The sequence below is a fragment of the Ignavibacteria bacterium genome (assembly GCA_015709655.1).
Lineage (GTDB): Bacteria > Bacteroidota > Ignavibacteria > Kapaibacteriales > Kapaibacteriaceae > OLB6.
Map to the genome: position 1 here is coordinate 1,590,235 of CP054181.1, position 21,885 is coordinate 1,612,119.

General features: G+C 49.7%; 13 protein-coding genes, 2 tRNA genes and 3 rRNA genes. 9 read left to right on the forward strand and 9 right to left on the reverse strand.

All coding sequences use genetic code 11. The features are described from left to right. Positions 1-298: 298 nt before the first annotated feature. The 7 genes from HRU79_06400 to HRU79_06430 all read right to left on the reverse strand — a co-directional run bounded on the left by HRU79_06400 (position 299) and on the right by HRU79_06430 (position 6,609). Positions 299-1,114: a T9SS type A sorting domain-containing protein gene (locus tag HRU79_06400; GenBank protein QOJ26300.1), complete on the reverse strand. Its 816-nt coding sequence runs from the start codon at positions 1,112-1,114 to the stop codon at positions 299-301. A 30-nt stretch (positions 1,115-1,144) separates the two neighbouring features. Next, positions 1,145-2,191, reverse strand: coding sequence for a right-handed parallel beta-helix repeat-containing protein (locus HRU79_06405; protein QOJ26301.1), 1,047 nt, complete (start codon positions 2,189-2,191; stop codon positions 1,145-1,147). 28 nt (positions 2,192-2,219) lie between these two features. Continuing rightward, entirely contained in the window at positions 2,220-3,185 is a 966-nt protein-coding gene (locus HRU79_06410) for an ATP-binding cassette domain-containing protein (protein ID QOJ26302.1), read from the reverse strand. Positions 3,186-4,236: 1,051 nt separating this feature from the next. Next, a complete protein-coding gene (locus tag HRU79_06415; GenBank protein ID QOJ26303.1) occupies positions 4,237-5,115 on the reverse strand; it encodes a DnaJ domain-containing protein in 879 nt (292 codons plus the stop codon). 25 nt (positions 5,116-5,140) lie between these two features. After that, positions 5,141-5,500, reverse strand: coding sequence for a hypothetical protein (locus HRU79_06420; GenBank protein QOJ26304.1), 360 nt, complete (start codon positions 5,498-5,500; stop codon positions 5,141-5,143). 129 nt (positions 5,501-5,629) lie between these two features. After that, on the reverse strand, positions 5,630-6,310 hold the full coding sequence (gene radC, locus HRU79_06425; protein ID QOJ26305.1) for a DNA repair protein RadC: 681 nt from the start codon (positions 6,308-6,310) through the stop codon (positions 5,630-5,632). After that, the gene (locus tag HRU79_06430; protein QOJ26306.1) at positions 6,256-6,609 is read right to left on the reverse strand and encodes a divalent-cation tolerance protein CutA; all 354 of its coding nucleotides are present in this window, start codon (positions 6,607-6,609) and stop codon (positions 6,256-6,258) included. Before HRU79_06430 ends, radC begins: the two co-directional genes overlap by 55 nt. 227 nt (positions 6,610-6,836) lie before the next feature. Between HRU79_06430 and HRU79_06435 the strand changes: the two genes are divergently transcribed. Continuing rightward, positions 6,837-7,832 carry an alpha/beta hydrolase fold domain-containing protein gene (locus HRU79_06435; GenBank protein ID QOJ26307.1) on the forward strand — a complete coding sequence of 332 codons (996 nt, stop codon included), beginning with the start codon at positions 6,837-6,839 and terminating at the stop codon, positions 7,830-7,832. A 30-nt stretch (positions 7,833-7,862) separates the two neighbouring features. On the opposite strand, the gene HRU79_06440 is transcribed toward HRU79_06435, so the two are convergent. Continuing rightward, positions 7,863-8,807: a hypothetical protein gene (locus HRU79_06440; GenBank protein ID QOJ26308.1), complete on the reverse strand. Its 945-nt coding sequence runs from the start codon at positions 8,805-8,807 to the stop codon at positions 7,863-7,865. Positions 8,808-9,022: 215 nt separating this feature from the next. Here HRU79_06440 and HRU79_06445 point away from each other — a divergent pair, with 215 nt between their 5' ends. The 8 genes from HRU79_06445 (at position 9,023) to HRU79_06480 (ending at position 18,404) form a co-directional block, all read left to right on the forward strand. Continuing rightward, positions 9,023-9,328: a hypothetical protein gene (locus HRU79_06445; GenBank protein QOJ26309.1), complete on the forward strand. Its 306-nt coding sequence runs from the start codon at positions 9,023-9,025 to the stop codon at positions 9,326-9,328. A gap of 287 nt (positions 9,329-9,615) precedes the next feature. Beyond that, positions 9,616-11,109: ribosomal RNA gene (locus HRU79_06450) — 16S ribosomal RNA — on the forward strand. 104 nt (positions 11,110-11,213) lie between these two features. Continuing rightward, positions 11,214-11,287 (forward strand) — tRNA-Ile (locus HRU79_06455). Between the two features lie 28 nt (positions 11,288-11,315). Further along, positions 11,316-11,388: transfer RNA gene (locus HRU79_06460), tRNA-Ala, on the forward strand. A gap of 251 nt (positions 11,389-11,639) precedes the next feature. Further along, positions 11,640-14,438: ribosomal RNA gene (locus HRU79_06465) — 23S ribosomal RNA — on the forward strand. Between the two features lie 165 nt (positions 14,439-14,603). Next, a 5S ribosomal RNA gene (gene rrf, locus HRU79_06470) occupies positions 14,604-14,720 on the forward strand. The 16S, 23S and 5S rRNA genes sit together here with 2 tRNA genes alongside, the layout of an rRNA operon. A 554-nt stretch (positions 14,721-15,274) precedes the next feature. Then, a complete protein-coding gene (locus HRU79_06475) occupies positions 15,275-16,336 on the forward strand; it encodes a hypothetical protein (GenBank protein QOJ26310.1) in 1,062 nt (353 codons plus the stop codon). 184 nt (positions 16,337-16,520) lie between these two features. Further along, complete coding sequence (locus tag HRU79_06480) at positions 16,521-18,404, forward strand: cation-translocating P-type ATPase (GenBank protein QOJ26311.1); 1,884 nt, start codon at positions 16,521-16,523, stop codon at positions 18,402-18,404. A 437-nt stretch (positions 18,405-18,841) separates the two neighbouring features. Here the strand turns inward: HRU79_06480 and HRU79_06485 are convergent, their stop codons facing one another. Beyond that, on the reverse strand, positions 18,842-20,671 hold the full coding sequence (locus HRU79_06485; GenBank protein ID QOJ26312.1) for a sulfatase-like hydrolase/transferase: 1,830 nt from the start codon (positions 20,669-20,671) through the stop codon (positions 18,842-18,844). Positions 20,672-21,885: the final 1,214 nt, after the last annotated feature.

Here is a 21,885-nt window from a genome sequence, read left to right on the forward strand (position 1 = left end):
ATTGGTGGCCTTGGGCGTGGTGGGTCAAAATTACATGTGCAGGTGTTCTTGCTGGCATGTGTGGTGAGTTGAATTTCTCTGCATCATTCTACTGATTGACACTATGTCCGTCGTATTAATATGGTGTTGGCTGTTGTGAAATTCCGGTACCCGTACGCAGTCAAACCAGCCCAAACCACTAGAATAATGGTTTCGGAATTGCAGATAGCGTACTTAACGTCGTCAGGCTGTGGGCGTAAACCTCAGTATATGACCCATATGATCGGACTGGACGTATGCGTGTCGATTTATAGGTGCTCTATCGAACTATAACAGCCGGAATCTGTGAAATCATGGTTCCGGCTTCGTTATACATGCGTATAATGTACAGTCCCTCGTCCCAGTCCTCGGTTGAAATTCTGCACTCAGACTGTGCAGGGATGCCGGAAACAATACAGCTGCCTGCAACGGTATATACACGCAGGTATGATGCCGACTCAGGAATGTTGTACACTCTCAGATGTGTTGCTGCAGGTATCGGTGCAAGCTTAATCGTTGATGCTGTCGTATGCGTACCCGATGCAGAGCTTTCAACAGGTAATTCGATTGCTCCAACATCATACACATTTGCCTGTGGAATTTGGGTGCCGGCAAAATCTGTAAAACCGGGGTGCTGCCCGGAAATTGCTTCGACAATTACGCCTGCATTGTACGCAGGTGAATCTGATGACTGTAACCCGTAATCCTTAAACTCGGATAATTCTTTTGGCCAGAGTGTAGCCTCACTCCCCGGGTTATTAAAAAGCGGATTGCCTGCGCTGCCTGTTGGCCGTCCGCCATGCACTTCGCAGCCTGTAGCAGAACGCCATTCATCGAGTGAGGTATATAGGTTGTCATGATACAGAATCCTCACATCCCCTGTGACGTTACTGTAAATATTTCCAATAAGATAAACCCGGTTGTCACCGGGAACTATAACCTGATGAATCCCATCGGCAGTATAGAAGATGTTATTCAAAACATAGACGTTGTCCAAGCCCCCTGACCAATCAGTAATTTCGAAAGCACTTATGGCGGGATTAGAATCGGCAGGAGTGATATACACGGTGTTGTTGTAAACGTATGCCTTTGACAAGTGGGTGAAAGGGGCTTTAAACAGAGTAATTCAACCATGGTTGGTTCTGCCGTCGTTTACGCTGATATTGTATCTGCACGTATTGGAATACCAGGCCATGGCCCCTTCATACTGTCCAAGTAGGAAACCTGCCCCATCGTTGTTGTGCGAGTAGCAGTATTGAATAACTGAGTTCGTGACGGCACCGTCTAAGTCGAAACCAATGCCGTCGCAGCCGCTACCGGCGCTGTTGTGGTGGCTTTCACAATATTGGATAATGGTATTATTTACGTTGTACACCCAAATACCTCCGGGTCCGCCACAGTGGGTATTGCCGTAGCCGTTGAAATACGCAGTGCAGTATTCGATTAAAACTCCGTCAGTATTGCCAATCATGATACCGCTGCCGTGATGTGTTGATGTGTCGGCATAACCGGGATTATGGTGTGTCACACAATACCGTACGACGATGTCTGAATGAGGATGACCAACCACACTGTGATAGCCATAAACCTGAATTCCTTCGGCACGGTTATGGTGTACGGTTACATGCTCAATCAGAATTCCTGAAAAGCCGGTGTTGCCAATCCAGGTACCTATGCGCAGCCCGGCCTGGCCAAAGAAGCTGATGTCAAGATTCTGGAACATGAGGTTTCTGTACTGCACATCGCCGGGCGTGTCAGCATAGACTTCGATCCCTGATTTACCGTTGGCATCCATTCCCGAACCTATGATTACCAGGTTTGAAATATGTATTCCCTGTGTGTTGTAAACAACAATACCATTGGCATCACCGGCTGCAATGATGGCAGGAGCATCACTGGTGGACGTTACTACAACGGGGTTGGATGCATCGTTGCCATCATCCTGATCAAGGCTGAGAGAACCCCGCAACGTGTCTCCGCTCATGAGCCGAACCGTGTCGGCCGGGTGTAGCTTATGAACACAGACCCGCTGTAGTGTGGCCCATGCAGAATCAGGGCTGGTACCCGCGTATGCATCGTTACCGGCTGAGGCAACGTAGTAGGTAGTTGCTTGTGCATGTACTGAAAGGCATAGAATCAATGTACCGACGGTAACCAAGTAGTGCCAACGCATACAGTAACAGTTTGCAGCAGGCATGGGTTCAAAACCAACACGAGTACCGGTGTGGTGCATAGAGCCGTACTGTACCACCGGCAGACCAGTCAGCAACAGCAGATGCAGACCTCATGGTAACTGATGCCTCATTGCAAACACCGTGCATTAACCACTCACCGCCAATGTATTCGAGCGACTGCGGTTGAATGCTAAGAGGAGTTGAATCGCCGATTTCTGCCGTTGAAAGATGCTCAGGACGAATACCAAGAAGTTTACCATCTACCGGGATAAGATTCATTGGTGGGTTGCCGGTAAAGCGGGCAACAAACGTGTTTGCAGGACGACTATAGATTTCGATTGGTGTTCCCACCTGTTGCAAAGCCCCTTCATGAAGAATCGCCATGCGGTCACTCATCGTCATTGCTTCCATCTGGTCGTGAGTAACATATACCGTTGTAACACCAAGCGATTGCTGGAGTGTTCGCAGCTCTGCACGCATGTGGGTGCGAAGCTGAGCATCAAGGTTGCTAAGGGGCTCATCAAAAAGGAATACACGTGGCTTGCGGATGATGGCTCTGCCCACAGCTACGCGCTGACGCTGTCCGCCGGATAGTTGTTTAGGTTTCCGGTCCAACACCTCAGTTAGCCGAAGTAGCTCAGCCGTATGGGTTACCCGTTCCTTGATTGCCTGTTTATCAAGATTCCGGATTGATAGTGGGAAAGCCAGATTATTAAATACCGACAGATGAGGATACAGTGCATAGTTCTGGAACACCATTCCCACATCCCGATCCTTAGGCGCCATGTTTGTCACATTCTTGTCATCAAAGAAAACAGATCCCTTCGAAGGTGTTTCAAGTCCGGCGATAATTCGCAACAGCGTGCTTTTACCACAACCGCTGGGGCCAACTAGCACAAAGAACTCACCCGCCTGAATTTTAAATGAAACTTCTTTAAGGGGCTGAGCACCCGTAAACTGCTTAGATACGTTTTCGAAGCGAATGGATGTCATGGAAGCAAAAATAGAACGTTGTTATGGTGTTGATATAGAACATTTTTGTTTAGGCTTATCCCGAGATGCCAGTTAGATTGATTCACTACCATTTTAATCATGATTTTTGAAATAGAAACACATAGGCGAGGGAAGGGGGACGGGGGACAGGGATATGATGTAAACCCGTAGGGTGGGTTTGCAACCTGCTCGCAGATATCATCATAAAAATGACCATAAACCGTAGGGGCGGCCCCATGTGGCCGCCCCTACCGGGTAGTCGTCCTGCACGATATCCCAATTAATTGACATAATCAATCGGGACGAAAACCTGCCTTTGTCCAATGCGAGCGCACGGCTGTGCTCTCCTACGTCTAGTACGTTGCATACATCTGATAAATCTGGCTCCCCCTCACAAAACGCGCGTGCGCGTTTGGGGAGGGGGCTGGGGGGTGGGGCCGGTGTGAGTCACATTTTCTGTCTTTCTCCCACTATACCTGAATGCAATTGCTCCGGAATTCCTAAGGTATTTTACGTAGGCTGCGCAACGCAGCCGACCAGCCGAGCTGTAGTGGTAGGTGGTGATGCACGATGGTGGTGGAGGTGGGGGTGGGGCCCAAAGGGCCGTAGTCCGTCCGTTCGGAATGTTGACGTGGTTTGGATATGCAGATGGGTTGTGTTAAATGGTTTGTGCTAAACCGCAATGTTACCATTAAACCGTCGGGGCAATCCCACGTGGGCGCTAGCGCGAAACGTCACACATATTACAACGAAATCCGTAGGGGCGGGTGCCATCCGCCCGCCACGAAACACCATAAAAAACGATATAAGTTAAAATGATACAAACCGTAGGAGCGACCCCATGCGACCGCCCTGCCGCAGATAGTCGGCTTGTACGTAACATCATAAAATACAATACAAAATCGATGGGGTTGCCTATTGCGGGCGCACGGCCGTGCGCCCCTAAGTTCTGACCTCTAATACATCTCATGAATCTTATGAATTGCCTCCCCCTCCCTAAACGCGCGTGCGCGTTTGGGGAGGGGGCTGGGGGGTGGGGCCGGTGCGGTACTTACAATCCCGACTCGCGCAGCTTTGAGAAAAGCTCCTTCTGTACTGCTGACAGCTTGTCGGGGACAGAAACAACAACCGTTACAAACAGGTCACCGCGGACTGACGGGTTATCGTAATTCGACACTCCTTGAGAGCGTAGCCTGAAGATCTTACCGCTTTTCGTGCCCGGCGGAATTTTCATTGTTATTGTGCTGTACGGTGTTTCTACCTGAATGTCGCCGCCAAGTATCGCAGTAGTCAGTGGAATAGGTTCGTTTACTTTAAGGTCATCAGCCACCCGTGTGTACCGTGTATCGGGTTGAACCGTAACTACAATTTCACCCGCAGGTATGCGCAGGCGCTGTCCACTGGCAATTCCCGGCTTAAATGAAATATCCACCTTCTTCCCGTCAATAGTAAAGCGTTTTCTGGCGCCATGCAATGCTTCTGAGAAAGTTAGTGACACCTCGTAGGTTTTGGGTGGAGGTGTAGCAGAGCGGGTGCCCCGTGACCGGGGTTGTGCACCACCAGCCATCCGGCCTCCGAACAATTGTGACAGCAGGTCTCCGAACGAAGTGCCTTCGAACGAACTTCCCATGTCGTCCATGGTAAACTGGAACGAACCGCCACGTCCGAAGTCACTGGCTGTTGGCCGACGTCCGCCCTGCGTATATGCTCCGTACTGCGAGTTAAATGCATCGTACTTAGCGCGCTTTTGCGGATCGCTCAGAACATCGTAGGCCTCGCTGATTCGTTTAAAGCGTTCTTCCGCTTCCGGGTTATTGGGGTTAGCATCGGGATGAAGCTCCTTTGCCAGCTTCCGAAACGCCTTCTTGATTTCGTCTGCCGAAGCCCCCTTTTCAATTCCTAATTCTTTGTAGTAATCTGTAAAACTCATGGTAGTGTGCTGTTGGTTTTGAGTGTTAAGACGAACCAAGGCGTTTTAGAGCGTCAATAAGACTCATGTTAAACCATTTTTCGATGAAGAGAGCCATAAGGATCAGAAAAGCCAGTGCCACAAAAAGAACCGCACCGACGATCTTGCCGGCACCGGCTTTTGACTGTTGCATGCCGGCCTTCACAACTGCCTGAGTAATGCGTTCAGTATAGGCGTAGATCGGAGCATAAATCAAAACAATAATCACCATGCCGATAATTGTTGCGGTAATAGGACGGAAGTGTTCTGTTTCCGAAAGGACCCGTGTTTCTATAGCACCTGTGATAAGGTACGACGTTAGAATAGAGATTGAAAACAGGACTGCCCGTGTTATACGTTTAAACATAGTGGAAGATTATTGCCTTTTGCTAATGTTACCGGTGGTGCCGGTTTGCTCTGTTGGTACGGCAAAAATGCATCATATTGCCACATAATTCAACATGAAGTACCAGATGGCACGATGTTGAACTGGCTGTTACAATAAGTTACGATCTGAAAAGCTGGTGAAGGTATCACCGCCGATGATAATATGGTCGAGCACCTTGATTTCTACAATTCTGCCTGCTTCAGTCAGGTGACGTGTAATGGCCAGGTCTTCTTTCGATGGTTCCGGGTTCCCTGATGGATGATTGTGTACCAGGATGATAGCCGCTGCATGTTCGGCAATAGCTAACCGGAATACTTCTCGGGGGTGAACCACGACAGCATTAAGCGAGCCCTCACCAACGCTAACCTCGCGGATAATCTGGTGTGCGGTGTTAAGGAGGATTACCAGAAAGATCTCGCGTTTAAGGTGACGAAGGCGGGGGATCATTCTGCGGGCAAGGAGTTCGGGTGACGTGATGCTGCGTTGATCGGTAAACGGTTCCGCCTGTAACCTGGTTGCAAGTTCAAGAGCGGCGCACAGAGTTGCCGCCTTTGCGTTACCCATACCGGGCATTAGCATGAGCTCCGAGACATCGCATCCTGCAATCGTATTTAGTGACCCATAGCGTTCCAACAAGTCACCGGCAATCGTATCAGCACTGCGCAGTACTGTTCCGGAGTTTATCAGAAGGGCCAGGAGCTCGCGTGTACTAAGTGCTCTCGGTCCAAGCCTGGCTAATCGCTCCCGGGGTCTGTCGGAAACTGCCTGCTGCACTGACTTGTTACCCATGACTCATAGCCCTCCGCTGCACTTTGGGCAGGAAATACCAAGACTTCAGGAACTTCATACGGATGTAGGGTAGTGAGTCTGTTAACCAGTTTTGTGACGCACTGTTGATGAGTTTTAAGGATTATGGTATGTTCGTTTTCTTGAACCACCTCTCCCTTCCACCGGTAAATGCTACGTGACGGCCCGGAAATTGTCCCACATGCAGCCAGGTTTTCGGCTACGAGGGTATTGACGACTTCAGAAGCAACTTCCGAGTCCGGAAACGATGTAATTACAATTGCCACGGATGATGCTATCATTTCTGTTCCTTCATATTTCTGTTCTCAAAACTACCAAGCCAGTTTACCTCGGAGTACCGCTGTTAAAGTAAGCTGTTACCGTGCAGACACCGATTGTACAAACCGTTGTATTGTTGGGTGTCACACGTCTTCAGGATCGATTTGTAACCATTGGCGGACTAAACGGATTTTGAATGAGTATCGATACCTGTTATAGCCAAAATTCGTCCTGTCCAAGTAAGATTACTATGAGAACCATTGTTATTGCCGCACTGACTTGTTTGACCATATTGAGTTGTGAAAACAACGTAGTTAACAGCGACCCGCCCCACATTGAATTATCGTTTACAACACCTCCGATTTCGGTTCCGGACGGTACCCGGTATGCCGCCGGCATATCATACAACAATCATCCGAACGCTAACTTCGATATATTCCTCCCCAAGTCTGCACAGCCAACGGCACTGGTGGTGTTTATTCACGGGGGCGGATTCGTGGGTGGTGATAAGTCATCGGTATATCAGGACGGCTCTGACAACATACAGGCGTTTTTGCAAGACACTATTGCCTTTGCCACAATTAACTACCGTTTCAGAACAAGTAATCCTGACAGTGGGATCATTGTGAGTTTAAACGACATCAAGCGTTGTATTCAGTATATCCGGTATTACGCAACATCGTTCAATATTGACAAAGAGAGAATTGCCTGCTATGGCGGCTCGGCCGGTGGTGGTGCATCGATTTACCTTGCGTTTCACCCTGACATGGCCGACAAATCAAACCCGGACCCCGTGTTGCGGGAATCAACGAGGATAGCAGCCGCCGGACATCTCACCAGTCAGGCGTCGTACGATCCCATTGTAATGCTGGACTTCTTTACCAAGGCCGGAATTGACGTTTTAGCAATACCCGGTTTTAAAGAGTCAATAGCAGCAGATTACGGTTTAACCACCTTCGATGAATTTTATACTGACCCCAAGACGCTGGCCTTAAGAAATGAACTCGACATGCTGGGGTGGATGAGTCCTGACGATCCCGAGTTTTTTGTCAGCAACGGTAATCCAAACACCGCACCAACAGAGCGCCGAGCTGTTATCCACCACCCTCTTCATGCAAAAACTCTGGATGATAAGGCCACAAGTATTGGACTGGCGCATGTAACCAATATCCCGTCAATGAACATCTACGCCGCCAACAACGAAACCCTAAGTAAGTTTATGATCAGGAAATTAACAAGCAGGTAGGTCCAACGCTCCTTACAGATGCCAGCATGTCTATGACCGAATAATCGTTACACGAGAAACCGGATAATTGATAAAGTATAGTCGAGATGATTTGGGGCCATCCGCGTTTACTCTTAAATATTTATGAATCCGGGTATCCTGAACATCACGGTAAATTCGTTGATTAAGTTTAGAAACCGTCGAACGGAAAACGGATGACTCTATATCCCTTCCGGTCTTTTCAATTCGTGCTATCTCGACGTCTTCACTTTCAGGAAAGGACGCATGGTGGTATTCAACAATCGTAGCAGCGAAGTCGCTGCCAACAAAAACCCCTCTAACTTCAAACATGGCGTCATGTTGTGTTTTAGCCGTAACCAGTAACTCCAGGAAGTATCTGTAGTATGTAAACATCCTTGGCGACAGATGTACCAGCGAATCACCCACCAACAAAAGCCCCTTTCGAACATTCAATGTTATCAGTGGGAGGGCAATCTCCTGAAGCACCCTGGTTTCCTGTTCGAGAGACTCGATACGCGGCAAGCCTACACCAAGCCTAACCGGACGAACGGTGTTTTGCGACAGCGACGGCTCAATCGTCCGAACAAGCCTTAGTGTTTTCAGTTCACCTTCCGCAAGGAGTATCCAGCACACCTGCATTGAAGGAGTCCCCGACGAAATCGCAGCAGTCACATCTGAATATCGCTCCTGTATTCGTGAAAGAAGAGACCGCAGTTTAGGGTAAATATCATTATGGTCAGTAGGATCATCAAGCTCCATAGTTTCGCGACTGACAGAGATGTTTGGCTTAATCGCAAGAATTGCATATTTAACCTTCTTTGCAAAATCATGGTAATCATACCGATCGTTTCTGCCCTCTGTCACTAGCAGCGTAACGCTTTCAGGATTCAGTTCACGCACAGCAGTCAGTATGGGGCCACGTCCTTCGTGTGCCAACAGTCCATCGGTTGTTCCAACAAATGAAACCAGGTGCATAACCAATACGCATTGTGAACAATTTGTAAAATAGAATCTAAGTTACCACACTAACGCGGTGCGTGCCATGGTAGCCGGGAACTCGTGATGGCTCTTGGAGTAGTCAGAAAGCATCGTGCAGCCTTACAGCCAGACATTGTTATAGTTTTGCAACGTGTATCCACTCAGCCCCTTGTGCTTCGCATTGGCATTACCGAACTATTATTACCATCAGCATGATTGACCTGTTGTTATACCATTCTCACATTGTTGCCGCAGTCTATGCATTTGTGCAAAGGTGGCAGCATGAAGGCATCAAAGGCGGTATCTTGGCGGTAACTCTGATTGGATTAGCCTTTACCATTGTATGGGCCCTCATGGGTCCTATAGCACGGCTACTGATGCCTGAAGCTGGTTCTCCTGGTGAGCTATTCACTTCAGACACATTATCGCTCATACTTACCGTAGCGGTTGAAACGCCGCTCTTTATTATCTTCTTTTTAAAAAAGACCCCGGCACCTGAGTTGCAGAGCAAGGCATAGCGTTGGGCTTAGGACCTCCGACATCTCCCATCCGTCCGGTGGAATCAACATCTGCAGGCAATTCTGAGCCCATCCTACCATTTCATTTGGTGTTTCCACATTTCCTTCGTAGCTTTGTTGCTCTGTTATAGTGACCGTATCCATTTGTACACTTTTGGAGGGGGCTTTAACAGAGAGTGTTCCTTGACAACGGGAAAACAGTAGATGTAATGGGTAGGGACATGTCCCTGCCCCCGTACAGACATTCTTTAAAAGTAAGCAACGAGCCAACATGGACTCAAACGATCCAACGGAGAGTTTGATCCTGGCTCAGGACGAACGCTGGCGGCATGCTTAACACATGCAAGTCGAGGGATAGCAATATCACTGGCGGACGGGTGAGTAACACGTAGGTGATCTGCCCCTATCACAGACATAACGTCGGGAAACCGGCGCTAATATCTGATGAGGTCGAGAGATCAAAGCCTTTGGGCGGATAGGGATGAGCCTGCGTCTGATTAGCTAGTTGGTGAGGTAACGGCTCACCAAGGCCACGATCAGTAGCTGGTCTGAGAGGACGAACAGCCACACTGGAACTGAGACACGGTCCAGACTCCTACGGGAGGCAGCAGTGAGGAATATTGGTCAATGGGAGCAATCCTGAACCAGCAATGCCGCGTGTGGGATGACGGGGCTCAGCCCTGTAAACCACTGTCGGACGGGACGAAAGGAGCCTTCAGGGCTCTGGGACGGTACCGTCAAAGGAAGGGTCGGCTAACTACGTGCCAGCAGCCGCGGTAATACGTAGGACCCGAGCGTTGTCCGGAATTACTGGGTATAAAGGGTGCGCAGGCGGCCGTGTGCGTCAGAGGTGAAATCTCCGGGCTTAACCCGGAGGGTGCCTTTGATACGGCATGGCTTGAGTCCGAGAGAGGGTGATGGAATTCCTGGTGTAGCAGTGAAATGCGTAGATATCAGGAGGAACACCGGTGGCGAAGGCGGTCACCTGGCTCGGCACTGACGCTTAGGCACGAAAGCGTGGGGATCAAACAGGATTAGATACCCTGGTAGTCCACGCCCTAAACGATGTATGCTTGGTGTTGGATCAGCAATGATTCAGTGCCGAAGGGAATCTGTTAAGCATACCACCTGGGGAGTACGATCGCAAGGTTGAAACTCAAAGGAATTGACGGGGGCCCGCACAAGCGGTGGATCATGTGGTTTAATTCGATGCAACGCGAAGAACCTTACCCGGGCTTGAAGTGCAGGAAGTACAGAGATGAAAGTCGACGGACCCGTAAAGTCGGGAACCTGCAGAGGTGCTGCATGGCTGTCGTCAGCTCGTGCCGTGAGGTGTTGGGTTAAGTCCCGCAACGAGCGCAACCCCTATCTTCAGTTGCCAGCGGTTAGGCCGGGCACTCTGGAGAGACTGCCTACGCAAGTAGAGAGGAAGGTGGGGATGACGTCAAGTCATCATGGCCCTTACGTCCGGGGCTACACACGTGATACAATGGCCGGTACAATGGGCAAAGCCGCAAGGCAGAGAAAATCCCCAAAGCCGGTCTCAGTTCGGATTGGAGTCTGCAACTCGACTCCATGAAGGTGGAATCGCTAGTAATCGCGGATCAGCACGCCGCGGTGAATACGTTCCCGGGCCTTGTACACACCGCCCGTCAAGCCATGGAAGCCGGGGGCGCCCGAAGCCGGTAGTGATACCGTCGAAGGCGAAATCGGTGACTGGGGCTAAGTCGTAACAAGGTAGCCGTACCGGAAGGTGCGGCTGGATCACCTCCTTTCTAAGGAGTTCGATGGCGTAAGCCATCTACTCAGCGCTGTTTGCGCTGAAGCTTCCCGTTGTTAAAGGACACCAAGTGTTCTTTGGTGACAATGCGCAACCCGCTCATAGGGGCCGGTAGCTCAGCTGGTTAGAGCACACGCCTGATAAGCGTGAGGCCGGTGGTTCAAGTCCACTCCGGCCCACGTTTACCGAACACGGCAGTGTTCATAAGGGCCCATAGCTCAGCTGGGAGAGCGCCTGCTTCGCATGTAGGAGGTCAGCGGTTCGATCCCGCTTGGGTCCACACACCGTTCTTTGACAACATGAACATTTTTTTCCAAGAAAGAAAGAAACAATACTTGGCGGTAATTACCCGACCACGGTAATTACCGAAACACGAGCAAACAGAATTCCAGAGGACGTGACTTCGTGCCGGCAATGGCACAGGGGTCGTGAACTCGGGAACAGAAGAAAAGAAAAAACAATTAAGCGAGCACAAGAAAAGAAGAACGTCGAGAGACACACGCGCCATGAGAACATGGAGCATGAAGCAAGGCAAGTTTGACAAGGGCACATGGCGGATGCCTTGGCACAGAGAGGCGATGAAGGACGCAGCAACCGGCGAAACGCCGCGGGGAGCAGGACGCATGCACCGATCCGCGGATATCCGAATGGGGCAACCCGGTGGGAGTCATGTCCCACCACCCGCAAGGGAGCAAACCCGGGGAAGTGAAACATCTCAGTACCCGGAGGAGAAGACATCAACAGAGATTCCCGTAGTAGTGGCGAGCGAACCGGGAAGAGCCCAAACCGGCATTACGCAAGTAGTGCCGGGGTTGTAGGACCCCGCCAGGGGACCGAAGGTGATAGCAGAACGGCCTGGGAAGGCCGGCCATAGACGGTGAGAGCCCGGTATGCGACATCACTGACGGCCCTGGGGTATCCTGAGTAGCGCGGGACACGAGAAATCCTGTGTGAACCCGGGGGGACCACCCTCCAAGGCTAAATACTCCTCTGTGACCGATAGTGAACCAGTACCGTGAGGGAAAGGTGAAAAGAACCCTTCAGAAGGGAGTGAAAAGAACCTGAAACCATGTGCCTACAAACGGTCGGAGCCCCAGTTTACTGGGGTGACGGCGTGCCTTTTGCTTAATGAGCCTACGAGTTGCTCGTCACATGCCAGGGTAAGGATATGGATATCCGCACCCGTAGCGAAAGCGAGTCTGAATAGGGCGATTAGTATGTGGCGGCAGACGCGAAACCGTGTGATCTATCCATGGGCAGGATGAAGCGTGGGTAACACCACGTGGAGGTCCGAACCGGTGTGGGTTGAAAACTACTCGGATGACCTGTGGATAGGGGTGAAAGGCCAATCAAACACGGTGATAGCTCGTACTCCCCGAAATGTTTTTAGGAACAGCCTCGTGGTAACTGTCGCGGAGGTAGGGCTCTGATTGGGCTAGGGCTGTCACAACGGTACCGACCCCAGATAAACCGCAAATACCGACGACAGATCCACGGGAGTGAGGCTGCGAGGGATAAGCTTCGCAGCCGAGAGGGAAACAACCCAGACCACCGGCTAAGGTCCCCAAGTAACTGCTCACAGGGAAAGGATGTACCGTTGCAGAGACAGCCAGGATGTTGGCTTAGAAGCAGCCACTCATTCAAAGAGTGCGTAATAGCTCACTGGTCGAGCGACGGTGCGCCGACAATACTCGGGACTAAGCAGTTCACCGAAGCCGTGGGCTCTAGTGTAAACTAGAGCGGTAGGGGAGCATTCCATTACCGGCGAAGCCGCATCGTGAGGTGTGGTGGAGGTTATGGAAGAGCCTATGTAGGCATGAGTAGCGATAACGGGGGCGAGAATCCCCCGCGCCGAAAGTCTAAGGTTTCCGGAGCTCCGTTCGTCGACTCCGGGTCAGGCGGCCCCTAAGGCGAGGCCGAGAGGCGTAGCTGATGGGAAGCAGGCAACATTATAATATTCCTGCCCCGCCATAGCACTAACAGGTGACGCAGCCGTAGTGCAATCAGGGTTAATGGCTATCCCTGCATTGTATGAACGCTGCCAAGAAAAGCCAGCTATGGCGACCGTACCGCAAACCGACACAGGTAGACGGGTAGAAGATACTCAGGCGCGCGAGTGAGCCGTGCTTAAGGAACTCGGCAAATTGACCCCGTAACTTCGGGAGAAGGGGTGCCATCGCAAGATGGCCGCAGAGAAATGGCCCAGGCGACTGTTTACCATAAACACAGCACTCTGCTAACACGTCAAGTGGACGTATAGGGTGTGACACCTGCCCGGTGCCGGAAGGTTAAGAGGAGAGGTCAGCCGTAAGGCGAAGCTTTGAATCGAAGCCCCGGTAAACGGCGGCCGTAACTATAACGGTCCTAAGGTAGCGAAATTCCTTGTCGGGTAAGTTCCGACCTGCACGAATGGTGTAACGATCTGGGCACTGTCTCAAGCACGGGCTCGGCGAAATTGTGGTACCGGTGAAGACGCCGGTTACCCGCATATGGACGGAGAGACCCTATGCACCTTTACTGTAGCTTAGTATTGGATTTGGTCACCCCATGCGTAGGATAGGTGGGAGACGCTGAAGCAGGCCTTGCGGGGCTTGTCGAGTCAATGGTGAAATACCACCCTTGGTGTGATCGAATTCTAACCCGGCCGAGTGGATCGGCGGGAACAGTGCTAGGTGGGCAGTTTGACTGGGGCGGTCGCCTCCTAAAGAGTAACGGAGGCTTACCAAGGTTCCCTCAGCACGGTTGGTAATCGTGCACAGCGCGCAAAGGCAAAAGGGAGCTTGACTGTGAGGGAGACATCCCGAACAGGTGCGAAAGCAGGTCTTAGTGATCCGGCGGCACTGCGTGGAAGGGCCGTCGCTCAAAGGATAAAAGGTACGCTAGGGATAACAGGCTGATCTTGCCCAAGAGTCCATATCGACGGCAAGGTTTGGCACCTCGATGTCGGCTCATCGCATCCTGGGGCTGGAGAAGGTCCCAAGGGTTTGGCTGTTCGCCAATTAAAGCGGTACGTGAGCTGGGTTCAGAACGTCGTGAGACAGTTCGGTCCCTATCCTATGCGGGCGCAGGATGTTTGAGGAGACTCGTTCTTAGTACGAGAGGACCGGAATGACCGGACCGACGGTGTATCTGTTGTCACGCCAGTGGCACGGCAGAGTAGCCATGTCCGGGAAGGATAAGTGCTGAAAGCATCTCAAGCACGAAACCCACTCCAAGATGAGACATCCCAACAAGTAAGGACCCGGGGAGATGACCCGGTCGATAGGCCTCAGGTGGACGCCTGGTAACAGGTGGAGCCGAGAGGTACTAATTGTCCGAGGACTTGCCAATAATACGCTTCGCGCTTCATGTCACCATGGACGCGTGCCCGACTCATTCAGCTCTTGCGCTTGCCTGCGTTGTTCTGCAGCTTCTGCCCCGTTGTTTACACACACCACCACTGCCGGCACAAGGTCACGCACACCACTACCGTGCTGTGCTCCGTTTGAAATCTTTCCTGGTGATGATCACGCGGGGGTCACACCTCTTCCCTTTCCGAACAGAGTCGTTAAGCCCCGTTGTGCCGATGGTACTGCATCTGAACTGGTGTGGCAGAGTAGGTAGTCGCCAGGTACTTTTTCCCTAGCCCCCTCCCTTCATTGGGTTGGGGGCTTTTTGTTATGCTTAAGTTCCTGACCATTTCATTATGTGGACAACTTTTGCTCGTATATATATTTTTTTATATTTAATAAAGGTTCTTTGTTTCAGCATGTCGTTGTATGCGGATAACCTCAATCAATATTGGGAAATCACCAAGTTAAACATTTTTCTAAGGTGCTGTTATGATCCGCAATTTAATAGTACTTATAATGTTTTGTGGAATGACGTTAAGTGCGTATTCGTGGGCGTATTTGGTTGAATCAAACTGCCCGGTTGGACAACCGGGACCCGGATACTCCACTTGCTACTGGATGGATGAGGGGGGGATGCCGGTCCCGGGTTCTAATATGTGCGATGAAGGTCAGGGGGGCAAGGGCGGGTGTATAACGGCAAAGGACTGCCACAATGCATTAGCTCCGTTTACATACGGTCCTTGCTGTTTCCCGTATTCTAATATTGGACCACTTGTTCCAATTATTTTTTGGGTAATTTAAATGCCGATTATCAATTCAATTACGGAGGTTCAAATGACTAATAAATCTTTTGCATTTATACTTGGTGTAATCTTCTGTTTAATATTAACATCAGTTATTGGAGTCCACGCACAATGTGATTCTACACTTCAGGCGGTTACAACGGCAGGCGGTTATAGTATGAAATCAATTACAACTGAAGGTGACACATTAACTTATCCGGTGGAAACCTGGTCGGCGAAATTTATATTCACGTACGAATCAGACTCAAGCTACAATAACTGGAGTTTTTCCGAATTTCTGATAAATCGCCGGAAGCTGTTTCTATCTAACTGGTGTAATCAGCGCGTGATTAATTACAACGAATCAACACAGCAGGCAGAAGAAGACTGGACACCGGAAGCACTGCGCTCGAACTCAACAACAAAGATATTTCCGGTACATGCAGGTGATACATTGCAGTTTTACCGTGAGCTATTCTGGATAGACAGAGTCACCATGCAGCGATCGTTCGATATGTACAAAAACTCTGAAACAATATCGTATTCCGTGGAGTTGGTGAATGCAGAAACCGGTAACCGGATACTACAAATTGATACATTTTCAATAGAAGCGAATCAGCAGCGAGGGAAGGTAGGAATTTACTCTTGGTATCCGATGGCTTCACGCATACGGTGCATTGTACCACCGTGTGAGGGGCTTTCAACAGCATTTATACGAATCAACACGTATGCTGCCGGACCGAACAGACAACCCTTCGTGCGCAAGGATCAGTATTCGCCGATGATGTCGGATAAGCATCTTGCTTCGTTGTGGTACCTAGGGTATAACGATAGCGTGGAAGTAAATAATAAGAACAGTCACCAGGCATCATGTGAGATTAGTGTTTCAGAAACAACGACTCCGGGTACGATCAAAGTTGGATATAATTGGCCGTCAACTACTGTGCATAACATTACTATTTACACTGTAGGTGGTGCAGTTGTTTGGTCGGCACCACTGCCTTTACCATCAAACCCACTTCCGGTAGTTGTTCCTCCGGGTTTACTTATAGTCGTTGGTAGCTCCAACGGGTTGGCAGTGTGTACGCGAAAGGCTTACGTTCCAGCATATTAATAAAAGCAACAACGTGTTACAATCCTGAGTCACGCAGATTGAAAAGCTGTTTCTTCGGTATGTAGGCGCCAGATACTTAAACCAAAGCCCCCTTCCTTCACTGGGTGGGGGTTTTTTGCTTTGTTCAAACAAAGTGGACAAAGCCAAGTTTACCATAATTTCGGATAAAAGAGAATATCACCCGATGAATCTCCCACTCTACGATAAGAAATTTCTGTTCCTGCTTGCGGCCATTGTCATTGTGATCGGACTTGAAGTGCTGAGCCTGGCAGGATGGAATTTGCCAATGCCGTGGGCGCCCTTTGTGTATGCAGGATTTATCATAGCGATTGGCTACGAAGTTGTCTGGAAGGGGCTAAGGGCTGCAGCAAGATTAAACTTCGCAAGTATCAACCTGCTGATGGTTATTGCTTGTGTTGGTGCGTTCTACCTCGGCGAGTACCCTGAAGCAGCGGTCGTAATTGTGTTGTATGTTCTTGGTGAGCGTTTAGAAGATATCGGCATCGAAAACTCGCGGTCTGCTCTGGAAGAGCTGATGCAGCGCTTACCGAAGACTGCATTCATAGCTGAACTTGGCAGGCAGATACCGATTGAGGAGGTGCCGGTTGGGTCGGTTGTGCAGGTGCGTCCGGGTGAGATGATTCCGCTGGACGGCATTGTTGTTTCGGGTTCAACGGCAGTAGACGAGGCCACGATAACGGGTGAATCAGTACCCCGTGATAAGCATAAAGGAAGCACAGTTTACGCGGGGACGCTGAATAAGACCGGTTTTATCGAACTAACAACAACAGCACTCTCCGCTGATACTACATACTCAAAAATAATACGATTAACGTTCGAAGCTTCTGCAAATAAGGGTGAAACACAAAAGTTTATTCAGCGATTCTCAAGGTACTACACACCCGCGGTAATTGCACTCTCGGCACTTGTTTTTACGATACCGGTACTTCTGCTGAACCAGAATCCGCAGCACTGGCTCCTGCAGGCAATTACTTTGCTGGTAATTGCGTGTCCGTGCGCCCTGGTTATCTCGACCCCCGTAGCGATTTACGCTGCAATAGGCAATGCGTCACGCCGAGGTGCGCTTGTTAAAGGGGGCAAGTATATCGAAGAACTTGGCAGGGTACGGGCAATTGCATTCGACAAAACCCGGACGATTACCGTGGGAACGCCTGTGGTGAGCGATGTAATACCCTTCGGCGATACTACCCGCGAAGAGCTGCTGGCGTGTACGGCCGGAGCTGAAATGTTTAGTGAACACCCTGTAGCACAGGCTATCGTTGATGCAAGTCGTCGCGAAGGTTACGAACCTCATTCCGCAGGTGATTTTATGAGTGTAACAGGGAAGGGGGCTAAGGCAACGTGTTATGTCTGCGATGATGAACCGGTCGTACTCGGTAATCTGCAGTTTGTGAAAGAACACGATCCGATTTCCGTAGCTGATGAACAAACAGTGGAGCGATTAACAAACGAAGGGAAGACGAGCGTAGTTGTAAGCTTTGGAAAAGGAATTGCAGGCGTACTTGCTTTAACCGATGAAATCAAGTCGGACAGCGAGCAGTCAATCCGGCAATTGACGGAACTTGGGGTAACGTCGGTAATGTTAAGCGGTGATTCCGAAAAGGCCGCCCGCTACGTTGCAGATAAAGTCGGGATTGATACCGTGTACGCAGGACTGCTTCCAGAAGAAAAGGTTGATAAACTTAATGAACTACTAAAAGAATATGGAAGTGTAGCCATGGTGGGTGATGGCGTAAACGATGCCCCCGCACTGGCGCAGGCATCTGTTGGATTAGCGATGGGAGCAACCGGAAGTGACACTACAATCGAAACAGCCAACATCGCATTAATGAACGACAACTTATCGCTACTACCATTTCTCGTACGCCTTAGCAGGAAAACAGTATTGCGAATTCAGCAGAACACTATCGGCGCAATACTTGTAAAACTTCTTTTTATCCTACTGGCATTTATCGGGTACAGCAATCTGGTACTGGCCATTGCAGCAGACGTGGGTGTCACCCTGGTAGTAATCGTTCTCAGTTTGCAGTTGTTACAGTTTGAGTAGGGGGCCCGGCCCCATCCCCGCCCTCCCCTCCCCAGACGCGCACGCGGGCATACCATCGCCTTCGGCCCCACCCTCCGACCCCCTCCCCAAACCCCTTCGGGCTTTAGGGAGGGGGAGCCAATTAATAAGATTCAATGGATTTATTAGTGGTCAGAACGTAGGGGCGCACGTCTGTACACCCAAAATAAACAGGATTCAGGCATATTATCGGTTTTTACATTATTTCGAGCGGGACGCATTAAACTCGTCCCAATTGATTTCCATCTACCCCGACCAGTTGATTTATATACCCTCCAATTAATTATAATAATTCAATTAGATGTTTCCTGCGGGCGGGTATGAAACCCGCCCCTACGTATTCATATAATTTGTTGACATGTCTCCCCCTTCCTAAACGCGCACGCGCGTCTGGGGAGAGGGCAGGGGGTGGCCCACCCTCAATCGCCAGTTCGCCGTTTCCGAATCAGATACTGGAATGTCTGCAGGTTGGAGGCTGCGTAGGTGTTCATGCTGTCGGCAACGTTGGTGAACTGATGATACCGGTTTGTGACGTCACCTTTGCGGTATTGGTAAAGCCCCTTATCACCATTATCATGAACTATAAGAAACCAGGTACTGTCGATAACACCATATTTATCGTCTGCACTAAAAAAAATGAAGGGTCTGGTTTCGCGAAATAAGTCGATCCCTAAAGTGTTGTTTAAAAAGGGTATTCGCAGCAGACCCATGATTGTCGGGAAAACATCTATCTGGCCAGCCATCTTGCTAATCAGCACTGGACGTTGTATGATTTTGGGGGCGTAGAAAAGTAAAGGGACGTGATTGTAGGTCAGCGACATGTCGTATAGTCCGTCCATTGGCGCACCGTGGTCTGCAATGAAAACGAAGATTGTACTATCAAACCACGGTTGCTGTGAAGCCAGTGAAATAAATCTGCGAAGCGAATAATCAGCAAACTCGACGGATTGTTTGGTGCGAACGGTTGAATGGGGCTTAAAGTAGGGTGGAATGTAGTACGGACCGTGATCACTTGCTGTCATGAATGTAGCAAAAAAGGGTTTGTGTTTCTTGTTCAATGAGTTTAATACCGGAATTGAAAATTCAAACAGATAGTCGTCAGTAACTCCAAGGGCGGTATTAATTTTTGATGAAGGATAGTCCGCCGACGTATAAAGATCCTCACAGTCATTTACTTTTAAAAACCCTTCAATATTGTCGAACTGGCCATCATGAGTGGTGAAGTATGCGGTAGAATAGCCGTTTGCCTTTAAGGTGGTGAAGACCCCTTGGTATTTCAGGATTTGGCTTTCACTGGTTGGTCGTTGCCGGAACAATGCGGGAAACGAGCATAATGTGCTGAAAACGCCATTTACAGTGTGAATGCCAGCACAATACGTATTTTCAAAATAGTAACCGTGATTAGCAATGCTGTCGAGGAATGGCGTAAGATTATCCGGGTTACCATGTCGTGCCATTTTCGCGGCTGCCATACTCTCCATAAGGATGAGTACAACGTTATAATTATGCTGAGGCTCGCCATCAAAGCTAATGTTACGTCTAATTGGAGATGCAGGGTCGGGCATTGTGATTCCTAAATGCCTCTGCACGTTTGCAACAGCGGCACTGTCATTCATGAGGCTGATGTATGTATTCTCTGGCTTCCTGCTGTCGAGGTAACTTCGTATCAACGTAAAGTTTGGATTCAAACCAAGCTGATTTAAAAATGCATGGTTACAGAAGTATGCTGTTCCAACTCTAATCGGAGATTTTATGGCTGTACGTCCTCGGATACCAAGCAGGATCAACAAGATGCAAAGTATGGTAACTGGGATGTCGGCTAACAACTTCGTGTCATGTTTGCCGGCTATTGATCTAAATATCCGGTTAACACCAATAATAAACACCGTAACAATGGCAGCATACGGAATAATTGCAAGCCAATAGCGTGGTTCTTGAATAATCATCTTAATCATAAAATCAGGTGTGTCGGTCCACTGAAAGGCAGATACCGAGAACCTCGAGTAAAAATGATTAAAGTATGGGATATCTATTGCGCAAACCAGGAATGCAAGAGCGAATGAAAGCAAGATTGCATACCGCACCACATGACGAATGGCGGCATGTCGTAGTCGAATGAGCGATGCAAGCGATAGGATGGTAAAAGGGGCTATAAGCAGATAGCCGGTTATCACAATATCAAAGCGCAGCCCCATAACGAGGGCCGAAATGATAGTAGGGATGTCATCAGGCAGTACTACTCTGTCCAACTCTGTGAGTAGAAGGATTACACGAAAAATCCCAAACAGAGAAACGGACAAAAGGCACAAAAGCACAAATTGCACCGCCACCCAAGGCACGACCTTTGCTGCTTTGATTCGCAGAAGATGATCTTTAAAAGATGCCAAAACCATGTATGCAAATTATAGTTATCACAACTACTGTAGCCTAAACGAATATCGTAATGGCAACTACCCCAACAGTGTGTTAGTATAACACAAAACAAAAATACTTCAGCAGGGGCATCTGCATAAAGGCCAATCATAAAGCACATAGTGTTCGGGAACAGGCAGGGGGCTGGGCAAGGGGCTGGGCTACTACCGTCCGCTACGGATACCGATGTTGTTTGGACGTGCAGGTAGGTTGTGATTTACTGTGAAGACATGAAAACCGTAACACAAGCACATGTGATGACCGAAAGATCAGAACACGAGCATACGTGAGGACCGCAAGATTTGAATACGAGAACTCCTGCACACGGCTAGCCCGTCGCTTCGCTCCGGGCTGCCCACCCTCGACACCACCACCAAGCCCTTGTCAGGTCACCATACACCTTTTCTGTTTCGGTCTGCTACGCCGATCTCTGGTGAGAAATAGTAAATTCGGATGCAATTGCCGGAGAATAGTACGGATACTGCATGAGTTGTGACACCGCAGTAAATAAACATTTAAACAAAGCGGACTTCTGCGTATTTGCGTATTCTGAAAAACACTTCCGGTGTCTGAATGTATCGATGGACCTGGCCCTCAACCACCACCGGGCACAGCATGCCCGTCGCTTCGCTTCGGGCTGCCCACCCCCGCCACCACCACCAAGCCCTTGCCAGGTCACCATACACCTTTTCTGTTTCGGTCTGCTACGCCGACCTCTGGTGAGAATGAGTACATCCGGATGCAATTGCAGATAGGATGTGTAGAAGTGAGGTGGAAATGTGACAGAGGGAGATAGGTATAATTCTAAAACCTAAACAACGTGTTGCAACGGTGCTGTCCGAGCCAGCATTGCCATGTCTCCATCGAAACACCGCGCGGACGGCGCCCGTCGCTCCGCTCCGGGCTGCCCACCCCCGCCGCCACCACCAAGCCCTTGTCAAGTGACCACACACCTCTTCTGTTTCGGTCTGCTACGCCGACCTCTGGTGAGAAATAGTAAATTCGGATGCAATTGCCGGTAGATAGTGTGTGAATGGGGTAGGAATGTGAC